Genomic DNA, 13913 nt, shown 5'->3' with positions numbered 1-13913 from the left:
AAGGCATTGCTTTCCAACACCTTTTCTCCTATCACTATATCATAAGCCTGTTTTATTATATACTACAATTATTTTGTTACTTCTTTCGTTAACGATACTTCATTTTTCTCTTTCATTTCACTCTCTAGTTTTGCAATTTTCATATCAAATGTATCACGCTCATGCTCTTCATTTATACGAAGCTCTATGTCACGAATGTGATCTTCAATTTCTTCGAATCGTAAGAACGGATTATTTTCATCCATTTTATGCATAGCAGTATTCATACGGCGGTTTGCATGCGCCATATTTTCACGTGCCATTAATTCCATACGCTTTGCGTTCATTTCTTTTAATTTATTTTTCATTTCTGAAAGACGACGCTCTAACTCATCAATTTGCTCTACAACACCAGCATACATTTCTTCTAAGCGAGTTACTTGCCCTTCATAATACGCTACTTCTTCTAATGCACGTTCATGCAATTGCAATTCGCCTGCTTCTTGTGCGATGATAGCTTGCTTTGATCTTTTATTAACGAAATAACGTGCTTGCTCAAGCTCACGAGCAAAGTTAGATTTCAATGTTTTATGACGCTGAATCAACTTCTCAATTTTTGTTATTTCACGCTCACTATCTCGTAAATATTGGTTTAACATAGCAATTGGATTTTTTCTTTCTTTCTCATCTAACACATTATGAAAATCAGCTAAAATTGCATCGCGTACACGTCCGAATAAAGATTGTTTCATTATAATCTTCCTCTCTTCTACTTTATAATTTGATTTATTTTATATTAGTTTTTCATTAACTTGTTCCACTCATCTTCAAAGTTGCTATATGGTTTAGCACTTTCTGGAGCAGAATCAACAACTACATTTTTTCCTTTTTTCCACTCACGGTATCCGTAGTATAAAACTACTAATGCTGCGATACCGATTAATGCTGGGGAATGAGAAAGTGCAATGGACAAACCGATTAAACCAACAATACCCCAAGCTAACTTTCCAAAGAATGATTTAGCTCGCACAAATGATTTATAGCTCCAGTACACAACTCCTGCTCCAATGGCGAATCCTACAATACCAGCAAGACTACCAAGAGCAATTAAAGCCAAAATACCGGCTGCGATAAACGCTAGAAATTGTTTCATCTTGTGCTTGCCTCCCTTCGATTTGATACTCTTATCTTAACTATTTTTTCATTTTTTCATAACGAGCTTAAGAACTGTTTTCGACTCAGACTTAAGACCGAGTTGAATTCAGCCTTTTGCAAAACGAACATGTATGCGATGCGTATAGATACAGAAAAATTCTTATTCAATAACGGATGAAAATCTCAACTTGCGCGTCCAAAAAATTAGCAATACATACAAACGTTTATTAAATTACATTAAATATATTATTAAGAAAATTATGTTAAAATAAATCAGAAGGCTACATTTAAATTAAAGGGGATATATCATGAATTTACACATTACGAAAGAAATCAATACCGCCGCTAAAAGCTATATAAACAACCAGCTTTATGAATATAATTTAAAGCACTTTCCATCTGATTTAAGAGACAGATACTTAGAGATTCATTTATTTCTTAAAGATGAAAATGGTAAAATATGCGGGGGAATATTAGGTGAAGTCTGTTGGAATTGGTTAGAGATTCACTCTTTTATCATCGATGAAGATATACGTGCATTAGGGTATGGAACTAAACTGTTATTAGAAGTAGAAAAAATCGCTTTAGAAAGAAATTGTGATTTTATAAAAGTTGACACTTTAAGCTTTCAAGCATTAGATTTCTATAAAAAATATGGTTATAAAGAGTATGGTATCCTCGATAACGTAGGAAGAGATTATAAACACTACTATTTGAAAAAGGATTTATAAATAATAAAAAACGCTCAGAGAATGTTCTCCGAGCGTTTTCAACTGCTAATAATAAATGTCTCTTTATGTTATGCAGTTTTATGATACTCTTTTTTTTCCGCCACTTTAGAAAATCTCGGGAAACCAATTAATATAGAAATGATTCCACATACTCCAACTAAAATTGGATAAAATGCATATGGTAACAATTCGACCGGAGATAACGCAGCAAATCCTGCCGCTGTTAACATTTGAGCACCATATGGGATTAACCCCTGTACACAGCAAGAGAAAAGATCCAGTACACTCGCTGATTTACGGGGATCAATTTCATACTGATCCGCAATATTTTTCGCAAGCGGACCTGTAAAAATGATAGAGATTGTATTGTTTGCTGTACACACATTCGTCATACTCACTAAGCCAGCAATACCAAACTCCGCTCCTTTTTTCGAACGAATATTACGTGTTAAAAGATTCATTAAATATTGAATGCCACCATTATACTGGATAAGTTCAACCATACCACCGATTAAAATGGCAAGTAACACTAACTCCATCATACCGCCCATTCCAGTCGTTACACTTTTAAAGAAACTCTCTAACGTATAACTTCCATCTATAAGACCGATAACACCAGATAATACCGTTCCACCAGTTAATACAATGAGTACATTCCAGCCAAGTAGCGCTGTAACAAGTACACCTGCATATGGTAAAATCTTCACCCAATCAAATGTATGAGCTTTAATTTCTGTATCATTACCTAAAGTAATCATTACTAATATTACAATTGTAATGACTGCAGCTGGCAATACAATTAAAAAATTCGTTTTAAACTTATCTTTCATTTCTGTTCCTTGCGAACGAACAGCAGCAATTGTCGTATCAGAAATAAATGATAAATTATCGCCAAACATCGCTCCGCCCACAACAGTAGCCATCGTAAGTGCAATTGAGATATCTGTTTGCCCACTAATACCTACAGCAATCGGTGCTAATGCAGCAATTGTTCCCATTGAAGTTCCCATCGCTAATGAAATAAATGCCCCTATAACAAAAATTCCAGCAACGATAAATCCTTGGGGTAAAATAGATAACGCTAAGTTAACAGTGGAATCAACTCCGCCCATTCCTTTTGCTGTTTCAGAAAACGCCCCTGCAAGTACAAAAATCAGAACCATGATCATAATATCAGGATTTCCTGCACCTTTAGCAAATCGTTCTACTTTCACATTAAAGCTTTCCTTACGATTCATCACTAAAGCAATTCCTACAGCAATTGAAATTGCTACGAGTATCGGCAATTTATAGAAATCACCTGTAATAATTCCAGAACCAATAAATAGCGCCAAAAATACTCCAAGTGGTAATAAAGCTAAACCATTTCCTCTCGTTTCTTTCAAAGTATCATCTCTCCCTAGTTTTCAACCTTTTCTAATGAATAACAAAAGACCTCTTCCGATGAGAAGAGGTCTTATACATCTATAAGAAACGCTCTTCTCATCTTTCAAGCACACGCTTGCTGGATTTGGCACAGCACTCTGAAATCGAGTCCGCTGCCGAGGCATCGTAGGGCCAGTCCCTCCGCCTCTCTTTATAAGAAGGTTTCATATTTATTTTTTAATAATAATTTCTTTCCTAACTTTACTCGCTTACAAAACAAAAGTCAATTATTTTTTGTATAGATTTTTTTGGTAATTATACAAAAATATGAATAAACCAATCATTTTAACTTTTTAATTTCTTTATCCAATATTGAGATCCAATAAAATTTTCTATTTTTTATCGTCGCGATAATCCATTTTGTTGTATTCCATGCTAACTCATATTCTTCTTTTGTAACATCACCAGTTTTATAAGCATCCTCTAACTCGTCTTCATCCAGTACATAGATCTCACCGTTCGGTAACAATACCACATCTAAATATAAATCATCAAAATAAGGTAAACCACGCTCGTCTATTTTATATTCTTTTGTCACATCGATATAATATTGCACTAATTGTTTTTGATTGTCTAACATAGCTGTAATCGCAAAGTTTTTTCCGTTTATAAAATATTGCATCCATGTATACCCATCACCTGCAATGCAAAGATTTTTACCATTGTATTCTTTATGACTAGGTTCTCTCACTTTTTTTATGTCCAGTATTCCTAACATTCCATCCTCTACTTGCTTAACCATATAATCCTTCTCTATTAGTCGCTTCCACGAAGAACCGTCACCATATTTACGTTTCATTACGTCCGCTCCTCTTCTATATATAGAAAAGCCCCCACATATTATGTGAGAGCTTGTTCATATTATAATTAAGCCGCTTGACCCTTTTCAGATATCTCTTTTAAATAGGCTTGTCCTTTTTCAGCGTCATATTGACCTTCCCACTTAGACATAACTACAGCCGCTAAAGAGTTACCTACAACGTTAACTGCTGTACGAGCCATATCAAGAATACGGTCAATACCTGCAATAAACGCTAAACCTTCAGCTGGAATACCTACTGTACCAAGTGTTGCTAATAATACAACGAATGATACGCCCGGTACACCCGCGATACCTTTTGATGTAACCATTAATACAAGTAATAACGTAATTTGTTGTGTAATGGATAATTCAATACCGTACATTTGCGCTAAGAAAATTGCCGCAATTGCTTGATATAAAGTTGATCCATCTAAGTTAAATGAATAACCTGTTGGAATAACGAAAGATGTAATTGCTTTCGGACAACCGAATTTCTCCATTTTCTCCATAATTTTCGGTAAAACCGTTTCTGAACTTGCTGTAGAATACGCTAAGATCAGCTCGTCTTTTAAAATCTTAAAGAATTGGAAAATGTTTATTCCAAATATTTTCGCTGTAAGTCCTAATACAACTACAACGAAGAAGATCATTGCTCCGTATACTACAATGAGTAATTTCCCTAATGGAATTAATGAAGCTAATCCGAATGTAGAAACTGTAACACCAATTAATGCGAATACACCAAATGGTGCAAACTTCATAACTTGGTTCGTTACATAAAACATTGCATCTGCTACACCTTGGAAAAATTGTAGAACTGGTTTACCACGCTCACCAATTGCTGCTACACCTAAACCAAATAATACTGAGAAGAAGATAATAGCAAGCATATCACCTTCAGCCAATGATTTCATAATGTTCGTCGGAACAATATTTACAAACGTATCCGCAAACGAATGACTTTGTACTTGAGCTGTTGTTTCTGCATATTTAGAAATATCAGTCTTTGTTAATTTATCCATATCAACGCCTTTTCCAGGTTGGAAAATGTTCGCTATTAATAGACCAACAACAATTGCAAGTGTTGTAATAATTTCAAAGTAAAGAATTGTTTTTCCGCCTAATCGGCCTAACTTCTTAACATCGCCAACACCAGCAACACCAACAACGATACTTGCTACAACAATTGGTACAACGATCATCTTAATTAATCGAATGAAAATATCACCAATTGGTTTTAAATAATCAACCACTGCCGGATTGCCAAAGAAAATCGCCCCAACTGCAATACCAAGCGCAAGTCCTATTAAAATTTGCCATGCAAGTCCTATTCTTTTCATATTTGTTGTAACCCCCTCTTCGATGTGTCACTCTATCTCTCATTCTATCTCTATAAAACATGAAATTAAGAGTATTACATATTATTCGACAATTCACTACATTTTGTCCCTGTTAAAAATCATAAATCAAAATTTAAAATCTGACAACAAAATAAGTTTGCCCGAATGCAAATAATTTTCTTGACAAAAATAAAACCCATGTAAGAAAACCTAACATGAGAACGATCCCTCACTAGTGATTTAAAGGTTTTTAAAGTAATGTTTCACCATCGAAAACTCCATCATTTTCCATGTTTTTTTTAGAACAAAATAGAAAATGGTGCATTTTTGTATGCATGCAAAAATTTCAATTTATGACAAACACTACGAAAAGATACTAAATTCCGACAAAACTTAGCAAATTTATAAAGTTTTCTTTACATTATGATTACAACGATAGACACCCTTCTTCTTCTTATGATATATACATTCATAGGGAAAGGAGCAAGACAACAATGAAAAATAAATTTGCAGCATTTAGTGTTTTAGCAGCTGGAACGATTTTCGTTTCCCCGTTACTTTCACCCGTATACGCTGAAACGAATGAAAATAAATTATCTAATATTCAATCCGAATTAGAAGGCAAACAAAATGACTTACAAAATAAATCAGCTGAGAAAGAACAAATAGAAAAAGAAATCCAGGAATTACAAAAAAAAATCGACGAATTAACTACTTCTATTAATAAAAACGAAGCTGAATTAAACGATACAAAAAAAGAAATTAGCAAAACGCAGCAAGCAATTGCTGAAAAAAAGAAACATATAGAGCAATTACAAACAAACATAGATACACGTCAAGAGGTTATTAAACAACGACTACAATCTATGCAAGAGAAGCCTCGTACGAGTATCATTACAGAAGTATTAACAAGTTCTGCAAATATCGCTGATCTTGTTGATAATATGTATTCTGTAAGTTTAATTTTAAATAACGATACCGATATTGTGAAAAAGCAAACAGATGATCAATATGCTGTAACGACAGAAAAAGAGGCTGTTGAGAAAAAAGAGCAACAACTGAAAGAATCTGAACAAAAATTAGAGCAAAAACAACAAGAGTTACAAAATAACCAACAACAGCAACAAACTCTTATTAAAGATCTACATACGAAAGTATCAAAAGTAGATTCCGAGATTGAAGGATTAGAAGAGTCACAAGGTATTTTAGAAAACCAGCGTCAAGCTGTTCAAAAAGCAATTGAAGAAGAAAAACGTGCGGAAGAAGCTCGGAAAGCGGAAGAGGCACGCAAGGCTGAGGAAGCAAAAAAACAAGCCGCCGCTTCTGCTAAAGAAAGCACACAATCCGCACCAACACCGCAAGATACGAACAAAGGTGGATTTATTAAACCAGCGGCTGGATCAAAAACTTCTGGATTCGGCACACGTTCTTTAGATAACCATAAAGGAATCGATATCGCAGCTCCGGGAACAGTTCCAATTATTGCCGCTGCAGATGGCGTTGTTATCCGTTCAGAATTATCCTCTAGTTACGGAAACGTTGTTTACTTATCTCACCGTGTTAATGGAAAAACATATACGACAGTGTATGCACATATGAATAGCCGCTCTGTATCAAATGGACAAACTGTAAAACAAGGCGATCAACTTGGCTTTATGGGAAATACCGGTCAATCTTACGGACAACATTTACACTTCGAACTTCATATCGGGGAATGGAATGTTGGTAAGACAAACGCAGTTGATCCGTCTCCTTATATCGGATTATAAAAAACTCGGTGCATACCGAGTTTTTTTTACTACTTCACACTTTTTAGGCGTTTTACATAAACTACAACTAAATGCCTATATTTTGCGGGGTGATAAATATGAATACACAATTACAAGAAGAAATAGAAGAAGCTAGAGAAACATACATTGGCCGGCTATTTACATTCGGCGGCTCAGCTTTATTTTTAATTGGATCATTTATCGCAGTTGTCACAGCTTATAAAGCATATAATCGCTTATTAAATACTTCTACAACATAATAAAAAGACGGAGATTTCTCCGTCTTTTTATTATGCAAACATTTTAAATACACCTATCGCATTTAAAAATACGATAATTACAGTTACCGGAATAACATAACGAAGCAAGAAGAACCAAATATTAAACAATGTTTTCCCTTTCGTTTCCGTAACTTCTAATTCTTTCATTAATAGCTCTTTACTCATTTTATTTGGTACAAATAACGAAATGGCTAGTACTCCGAGTGGCAGTAATACATTACTTACCGAAAAATCGACGAAATCAAAGAATGTCTTACCAAATATTTTCACATCACTCATAATTCCAAACGATAACGCTGATGGGATTCCAACTGCAAAAATAAGAATACCAATTAATAACGAAGCTGACGGACGCTTCTTCTCATTATCTTTCGCAACAGATGCTACTACAATTTCAAGCATTGAAATCGCAGATGTTAAAGTCGCAAAGAAGAATAAAACTAAAAACATAATGAAGAAAAATTGTCCAAATGGAATTTTTGCAAAGACAGCAGGAAGAACGATAAACAGTAGCCCTGGTCCTTCTGTCGGTTTAACTCCTAATGCGAAAATCGCTGGGAAAATCGCTAACCCTGCAAGTACTGTAATAAATACAGTTAAACTTACAATAGATGTTGCTGATTTAGCTAAATGCTCTTCTTTCTTTAAATACGAACTATACGTTACCATTACCGAGGCACCTACCGTTAGTGAGAAGAAAGATTGTCCCATCGCATATAAAATCGTATCTGCTGTAAGCTTTGAAAAATCTGGTTTTAAGAAGAACTCTACCCCAGCCATAGCACCATCAAGTGTTAACGCACGAATAATGATAGCAATAAATAAAATGAATAATAACGGCATCATGTACTTACTTGCTTTTTCTATGCCTTTTTCCACACCTTTACTAACAACAAAAATCGTACAAAGCATAAAGATGAATTGCGCCCCAATCGCACTTACTGGATTTGAAATTGTTTCAGCAAACAATTGTCCATAATCGACTACTCCGTTCCAGAAACTACCTGTGACACTATAGTATAAATAAAGTAAAATCCATCCACCTACAACACTATAAAAAGATAGTACGCTAAAACAAGTAACAACCCCCATACGACCAATCCAAGGATATAACTTGCTATTCGGTACTAATACTTTATAAGCTGTAACGGCCTCTTTTTGAGTACTACGGCCAATAACAAATTCAGCTAAAAGAAGAGGCATCCCAATAAATAAAGTTAATAGTAAGAATACAAGGAAGAATGCGCCTCCCCCACCATTACCTGCAACATATGGAAACTTCCATATTGCACCAAGACCTACTGCGGCTCCGGCTGCTGCGAGTACAAAGCCAATTTTCGACGTCCATTGCTGTGTTTCTTTCATCATAAATTCTCCTTTTCTGAATATTATAACTTTTATCAATTATACACTTTCATTTCATACTCGCACACCTCCTTTAGAAAATAAAAAAGTCCCCTACACGCAAATATGCATGTAGAGGACGATATATGTAATAGAATACCGTGGTACCACCTCAATTGGATCAATAAATCCCACTTGTTCAGGTACAGGAAAATTCCGATACCCTATCCTTTTAACGGCGGAACCCGGGTTGCCTACTGCAATGTTCAGCATACCTCTCGCAAGCCCATTCTGTATATTTTATCGTACCGGGCTCACACCTTACCCCAGCTCTCTGAACGCATCAAATATACGTACTCTTCTTGCTCATCGATTTCATCTTTTGAAGTTACTTGTGATTATAAATTATATTTTTATATTTGTAAAGCACAATTCACTCACTATCCTATATAAATTCCCCTCTCTAATTCTTGTAAAAAAAGCTCTCTTTTTTGTTCACTTTGAACATATATCGACTTTAATACTTCTTGTAACAATATATTTTTTTGCCTTTTCTCTACTTGTAATTCTTTCACTTTTAGTCTAACTTCATATAAAAAATCAAGATACGATTCATACTTCTCATCATATTTATTTGCGATATCATCACGAATTTTTTTTGCAAGTTTCGGACTTGCCCCTCCAGTAGAAACAGCTACATTAAGCAATCCACGATGAATTGCCGCCGGAAAATGAACATTTCCACTTTCCGGATTCGTAATAACATTTACCAATTGATTCACTGCGGCATCTTCAGCAATTTGTTCATTTAGTACCGAATCACTAGTCGCTGCAACTACTAAAAAAGCATCTTTAATATCACTTTTCTCATACTCTCTTTGATACCAACGAATTTGCTTTTCTTCTACAAGTTTCACTAAATTTGCATCTAATTCTGTACTTACTACAACAATATCCGCACCTTGTTTTAGTAAAGGAATAATTTTAAACCCCGCTACTTTCCCTCCACCAATGACAACAACACGTTTCTTATCAACTCGCACTGTAAGTGGATACATATTGATCTCCCTTCAATATTTCCTCTGTTTTCTGAATTAACATCTCTCGAAACGCTACATTCTTTCCTAAATAGGGACTTATTTTTATCTCTTCCGACTCATATTGACGCACTTCTTTCTCAACATGTTTCATGAGTAAGCCTGTAAATAATAAGTAAGGTAACACAACAATGTTCCGTTCTTTTTGTTCTACAATTTCTTTCAACCTCTCATCAAACTTCGGCTCCGCGGCTGCTAAATAACAAACTTCCACTTCTTTAATGTTCTCTTCTTTTTGAAATAAAGAAGAAATCCACTTTATGTCTTGTAAAGTTTCCGGATCACTACTCCCTCTTGCAACGAGCAAAAGTGTTACTTCTTCTTTATAGTCTTTAATACCACTTCCGTTATATACCGCTTTTACAAGCACTTCTGATACACCAAATGGATTACCATACACTATTTTGATATCCGGATATTCCTCGTTTAACTTTCGTAATTCAAACGGAATATCTTTCTTTACATGTCCTGCCGCTAATAAAAAAACAGGAATAGCGACAATCTCTGTAGCACCACGCTTCACACATGTACGAAATCCTTCTTCAATAGAAGGATTCGCTAGCTCTAAAAAACAAATTTCTTGAATATTTGCCTCTACACGGTTCATACATGACGTAATAAATGCAACCGCTTCTTCTTTTGCTGCTTTCAAACGGCTTCCATGACATATATATATAACAGCCTTCATTTTACAATACTCCGCTTACTTGATATGCATTTTCCGTTTGTTTCTCAAACCAATGTATCTTTTCTCTAAAACGGACAACTTCTCCAATAACAATCATACTTGGATTTTGAATTCGTTCTTTTTTGGCAACATCTACAATTGTTCCTAACGTCGCTGTAACAGTACGTTGCATAGATGTCGTTCCCCACTCAATGATAGCGGCAGGTGTACTTTGATCTTTTCCATGTTTTATTAGTTGTTCACATATGTAAGGTAAATTACTAACCCCCATATAGACCGCTAATGTATCTACACCTTTCGCTAAACTTTCCCACTTCACTTCCTCTTCAGCCCCTTCTTTCCGGTGCCCTGTCACAACAGCAAAACTTGCACTTGCATCGCGATGCGTTACTGGAATTCCAGCATAAGCAGGAGCAGCTATACCAGCTGAAATACCAGGAATAATTTCAAATGGGATACTTTGCTTCGCTAACGCTTCAGCTTCTTCTCCACCTCTTCCAAATACAAATGGATCTCCGCCCTTAAGTCTCGTTACAACTTTTCCTTTTTTCGCATATTTAATAAGAAATGTGTTAATTGTCTCTTGCTTCATCGTGTGATAATTTGGGAGTTTCCCGCAATAAATTAAATCCGCTTCAGGCTTTGCATGAGAAAGCAATTCTTTATTTACGAGACGGTCGTACAATATAACATCAGCCTTCTCGATGCATCTCAACCCTTTAACAGTAATTAAATCCGGATCACCAGGACCCGCCCCGACGATATAAACCTTCCCCATAATCTCTCCTCATTTCTACTATAAAATGAAACTTCCACTCTTCATCACGAATGGAAGTTACTATTATTTCGTATTACATGTTCTCTACTCATGAATAACAAATGCCGCCCCTTTTCGAATCTTCTTTTTTTCAAACAAAGAAATCTCTTTCACTTCTGGTAACGGTAAAAAATGTTTTTCAAGCTCAATTTCCGCAAGCTTAAATGCCTGTTCTTCACTCTGAGCAACGACAACAATTGGAACAATACTATTTACTAATACAGCTTCAAATCGATATAAGTCCATATTGCCCCTCCTAAGATGCTATTACTTCTTCTAATACACGATTTAGTACAATTTGTAATTCTTCCACTCCAACACGTCCTACGAAATCATAAAACGTTTCGGCTAGTAATTTATTCTTTTGGAAATAACTTAAAAAGGACACGAGAACATCCGGCAAATCTTCTCCATCTATTTTCCCTTTTAACTTTTCGTTATATGCTCCTCCGTCTAATAGTGTTCCGCCCACATATATTTCAAACGCCTCAACGATTCCCTTTTCCTTCGTTTTCAGTTTTATCCCTTGCAAACCAATATCAGCAATTTGACGTTGACCACATGAGTTCGGGCATCCTACCATATGAATTCGAACTGGAACATCGAGTGCAATTTGTGTATCTAAGTACTCTGCGATTTTGCGTAATCTTTCTTTCGTTTCTACTAGCGCAAGATTACAATACTCAATGCCAGTACATGAAACCGCATGACCGATAAACGATTTCGGATTTGCTGAAATTGCTTCAAACAACGGTTCACTTAATAATCCTGCAACATTTTCTGGCGGAACATTCGGAATAATGAAGTTTTGTGAGTTACAAGTTCGAATTTGCCCGTTTCCATATTTCTTTGCAATTCTTGCAATCTCAAACATTTCCTCTGCGTGTAAACGCCCTACTGGTACATTAAAGCCGACATACTTTAATCCTGCTTGTTTTTGATCTTGAACGCCATAAAAGTATCCTGCATTCCATCCTTTGAGAGCACTTTCCCCTTTACTTTGCAATGAGCCTGTGTATTCTACTAGTTTCTCTTTAAATTTCTCAGCGCCCCAGTCAGCGACAAGAAATTTCAAACGTGCTAAGTGGCGTTTTTCACGATATCCAAAATCACGGAATATAGTAGCAATTGCAATCGACACTGCCTTCACTTCTTCTAGTAAAACGAATACATCTAATTCTTCCGCTAAGTATGGACGAGCTGATAATCCTCCGCCTATTTTTATATGAAACCCAACCTTTTCCTCACCATTTATTTCTTTCGTAGCAGGTGTAAACGCCACACAGTTAATCTCTGCATTTGCTGAATTATAAATGTTAGAACTAATAGACATTTTGAATTTACGTGGTAGATTAGAAAACTCTTCATTATGTTGGAAGTAATCGTATATTTCTTTAACAATCGATGTTGTATCAAATAGTTCATTCGCATCAATTCCAGCAAGTGGATTTCCTGTAATATTACGCGTAATATCACCGCATGCCCCTGCTGAAGATAAACCAACTCTAGCTAACCTCTTAAAAATATCCGGAATTTGCCCAATTTCTAACCAATGAAACTGAATCGCCTGTCTTGTCGTAATATCTAACACATCACGCCCATAATCTTCAGCAATGGAAGCCAGCACCTCTGCCTGCGCATTTGTAATAATTCCAGAAGGAATGTTGACACGCATCATAAAATAGCCCGCTTCTTTCGGTCTTTGCAAATACAATCCCGCCCATTTAAAAGCGTCCCACTCTTCTTTCGGAATAGATTCAAATCCATTCTCCGCATAGTAAGGAATATCATTAAAGATTTCTAATCCGTCTTTCTCTAATTTCTTTTTCTCTGTTTGATTTAATTTTTCATTATTAGCCCACACTTTTTCATAACTCATCTTTTATCCCCCTATATGAAACTACGCTCTTGTAAGTACTTCACAATTTGCTCTGCACATTCTTCAATAGAATACTTGTGCGTTTCTACAATTAATTCTGCTTGTTTTGGTTCCTCATACGGTGAATCGATACCTGTAAACTCTTTAATATCACCTTTTCTCGCCTTTTTATAAAGTCCTTTCGGATCACGTTTCTCACACTCTTCAATTGGACATTTTACAAACACTTCTATAAACTCATCTGCAGCTAATAGTTCCCTAACTTGTTTTCGGTCTACTCGAAATGGTGAAATAAACGCTGTAAGGACAACAGTTCCTTGATCTACAAATAACTTCACCACTTCACCAATACGTCTTATATTTTCCATGCGATCACTTTCAGAAAAACCTAAATCCTTATTTAAACCTTGGCGAATATTATCCCCATCTAGCACATAATTTCCGATATTCTTTTCAAACAGTTTGCGAGCAACCGCATTCGCTACTGTAGATTTACCCGAAGCTGATAAACCAGTAAACCAAACTACAAAACTGTGATGCCCATTCTTCACTCTTCTCTCATCTTTTGAAATAGAAGCTGTATGCCAAGTAATATTCGTATCCATC

At 35.7% G+C, this 13913-nt stretch carries 15 protein-coding genes, 1 riboswitch and 1 other annotated feature; of the genes, 3 read left to right on the top strand and 12 right to left on the bottom strand.

Annotation, left to right across the window (positions count from 1 at the left end; all coding sequences use genetic code 11):
- Nucleotides 1-68 precede the first annotated feature (68 nt).
- Together ABH957_RS21620 and ABH957_RS21615 are read right to left on the bottom strand one after the other, a co-directional pair.
- Entirely contained in the window at nt 69-731 is a 663-nt protein-coding gene (locus tag ABH957_RS21620) for a PspA/IM30 family protein (RefSeq protein WP_002011675.1), read from the bottom strand.
- A gap of 44 nt (nt 732-775) precedes the next feature.
- Nucleotides 776-1132 carry a lmo0954 family membrane protein gene (locus ABH957_RS21615; protein ID WP_002011676.1) on the bottom strand — a complete coding sequence of 119 codons (357 nt, stop codon included), beginning with the start codon at nt 1130-1132 and terminating at the stop codon, nt 776-778.
- Nucleotides 1133-1442: 310 nt separating this feature from the next.
- Between ABH957_RS21615 and ABH957_RS21610 the strand changes: the two genes are divergently transcribed.
- Nucleotides 1443-1865 (top strand): GNAT family N-acetyltransferase, encoded by a 423-nt coding sequence (locus ABH957_RS21610; RefSeq protein WP_404491145.1) that lies wholly within the window; start codon nt 1443-1445, stop codon nt 1863-1865.
- 68 nt (nt 1866-1933) lie between these two features.
- On the opposite strand, the gene ABH957_RS21605 is transcribed toward ABH957_RS21610, so the two are convergent.
- From ABH957_RS21605 to gltP, 3 genes are all read right to left on the bottom strand, one after another.
- On the bottom strand, nt 1934-3250 hold the full coding sequence (locus tag ABH957_RS21605; RefSeq protein WP_002011678.1) for a Na+/H+ antiporter NhaC family protein: 1317 nt from the start codon (nt 3248-3250) through the stop codon (nt 1934-1936).
- 94 nt (nt 3251-3344) lie between these two features.
- A riboswitch (SAM riboswitch) is annotated at nt 3345-3450 on the bottom strand.
- Nucleotides 3451-3570: 120 nt separating this feature from the next.
- Nucleotides 3571-4089, bottom strand: coding sequence for a ribonuclease FAU-1 family protein (locus ABH957_RS21600; protein ID WP_197218955.1), 519 nt, complete (start codon nt 4087-4089; stop codon nt 3571-3573).
- Between the two features lie 68 nt (nt 4090-4157).
- Complete coding sequence (gltP, locus tag ABH957_RS21595; protein WP_002186318.1) at nt 4158-5432, bottom strand: glutamate/aspartate:proton symporter GltP; 1275 nt, start codon at nt 5430-5432, stop codon at nt 4158-4160.
- Nucleotides 5433-5926: 494 nt separating this feature from the next.
- On the opposite strand from gltP, the gene ABH957_RS21590 reads away from it, so the two are divergent.
- Nucleotides 5927-7201: a murein hydrolase activator EnvC family protein gene (locus ABH957_RS21590; protein ID WP_404512186.1), complete on the top strand. Its 1275-nt coding sequence runs from the start codon at nt 5927-5929 to the stop codon at nt 7199-7201.
- 98 nt (nt 7202-7299) lie between these two features.
- On the top strand, nt 7300-7461 hold the full coding sequence (locus ABH957_RS21585; protein WP_002158647.1) for a hypothetical protein: 162 nt from the start codon (nt 7300-7302) through the stop codon (nt 7459-7461).
- Between the two features lie 30 nt (nt 7462-7491).
- Here the strand turns inward: ABH957_RS21585 and ABH957_RS21580 are convergent, their stop codons facing one another.
- The 7 genes from ABH957_RS21580 to cysC all read right to left on the bottom strand — a co-directional run bounded on the left by ABH957_RS21580 (nt 7492) and on the right by cysC (nt 13912).
- Complete coding sequence (locus ABH957_RS21580) at nt 7492-8847, bottom strand: sodium-dependent transporter (RefSeq protein ID WP_002140989.1); 1356 nt, start codon at nt 8845-8847, stop codon at nt 7492-7494.
- A gap of 111 nt (nt 8848-8958) precedes the next feature.
- Nucleotides 8959-9205 (bottom strand) — a binding site (T-box leader).
- 61 nt (nt 9206-9266) lie between these two features.
- A complete protein-coding gene (locus tag ABH957_RS21575) occupies nt 9267-9884 on the bottom strand; it encodes an NAD(P)-binding protein (RefSeq protein ID WP_002166092.1) in 618 nt (205 codons plus the stop codon).
- Nucleotides 9859-10611, bottom strand: a complete 753-nt coding sequence (locus ABH957_RS21570; protein WP_002030685.1) for a sirohydrochlorin chelatase — start codon at nt 10609-10611, stop codon at nt 9859-9861. Before ABH957_RS21570 ends, ABH957_RS21575 begins: the two co-directional genes overlap by 26 nt.
- 1 nt (nt 10612) lies before the next feature.
- A complete protein-coding gene (gene cobA / locus ABH957_RS21565) occupies nt 10613-11389 on the bottom strand; it encodes a uroporphyrinogen-III C-methyltransferase (RefSeq protein ID WP_002030683.1) in 777 nt (258 codons plus the stop codon).
- Between the two features lie 84 nt (nt 11390-11473).
- Nucleotides 11474-11674 (bottom strand): DUF3906 family protein, encoded by a 201-nt coding sequence (locus tag ABH957_RS21560; RefSeq protein ID WP_000366913.1) that lies wholly within the window; start codon nt 11672-11674, stop codon nt 11474-11476.
- A gap of 10 nt (nt 11675-11684) precedes the next feature.
- The gene (locus tag ABH957_RS21555) at nt 11685-13307 is read right to left on the bottom strand and encodes a nitrite/sulfite reductase (RefSeq protein WP_404512184.1); all 1623 of its coding nucleotides are present in this window, start codon (nt 13305-13307) and stop codon (nt 11685-11687) included.
- Between the two features lie 11 nt (nt 13308-13318).
- Entirely contained in the window at nt 13319-13912 is a 594-nt protein-coding gene (gene cysC / locus ABH957_RS21550; RefSeq protein ID WP_404512182.1) for an adenylyl-sulfate kinase, read from the bottom strand.
- Nucleotide 13913 lies beyond the last annotated feature (1 nt).

It is taken from the genome of Bacillus sp. RC242, assembly GCF_044908245.1.
GTDB lineage: Bacteria > Bacillota > Bacilli > Bacillales > Bacillaceae_G > Bacillus_A > Bacillus_A mycoides.
This window is presented reverse-complemented; position numbering and strand designations above follow the sequence as displayed.

Bases quoted from the DNA above. Each gene is read 5' to 3' on its own strand.
- cysC (WP_404512182.1), bottom strand. From the start codon at position 13,912: ATGGATACGAATATTACTTGGCATACAGCTTCTATTTCAAAAGATGAG.
- ABH957_RS21555 (WP_404512184.1), bottom strand. From the start codon at position 13,307: ATGAGTTATGAAAAAGTGTGGGCTAATAATGAAAAATTAAATCAAACA.
- ABH957_RS21585 (WP_002158647.1), top strand. From the start codon at position 7,300: ATGAATACACAATTACAAGAAGAAATAGAAGAAGCTAGAGAAACATAC.
- ABH957_RS21600 (WP_197218955.1), bottom strand. From the start codon at position 4,089: ATGAAACGTAAATATGGTGACGGTTCTTCGTGGAAGCGACTAATAGAG.
- cobA (WP_002030683.1), bottom strand. From the start codon at position 11,389: ATGGGGAAGGTTTATATCGTCGGGGCGGGTCCTGGTGATCCGGATTTA.
- ABH957_RS21575 (WP_002166092.1), bottom strand. From the start codon at position 9,884: ATGTATCCACTTACAGTGCGAGTTGATAAGAAACGTGTTGTTGTCATT.
- ABH957_RS21560 (WP_000366913.1), bottom strand. From the start codon at position 11,674: ATGGACTTATATCGATTTGAAGCTGTATTAGTAAATAGTATTGTTCCA.
- ABH957_RS21590 (WP_404512186.1), top strand. From the start codon at position 5,927: ATGAAAAATAAATTTGCAGCATTTAGTGTTTTAGCAGCTGGAACGATT.
- ABH957_RS21580 (WP_002140989.1), bottom strand. From the start codon at position 8,847: ATGAAAGAAACACAGCAATGGACGTCGAAAATTGGCTTTGTACTCGCA.
- ABH957_RS21615 (WP_002011676.1), bottom strand. From the start codon at position 1,132: ATGAAACAATTTCTAGCGTTTATCGCAGCCGGTATTTTGGCTTTAATT.
- ABH957_RS21620 (WP_002011675.1), bottom strand. From the start codon at position 731: ATGAAACAATCTTTATTCGGACGTGTACGCGATGCAATTTTAGCTGAT.
- gltP (WP_002186318.1), bottom strand. From the start codon at position 5,432: ATGAAAAGAATAGGACTTGCATGGCAAATTTTAATAGGACTTGCGCTT.
- ABH957_RS21610 (WP_404491145.1), top strand. From the start codon at position 1,443: ATGAATTTACACATTACGAAAGAAATCAATACCGCCGCTAAAAGCTAT.
- ABH957_RS21570 (WP_002030685.1), bottom strand. From the start codon at position 10,611: ATGAAGGCTGTTATATATATATGTCATGGAAGCCGTTTGAAAGCAGCA.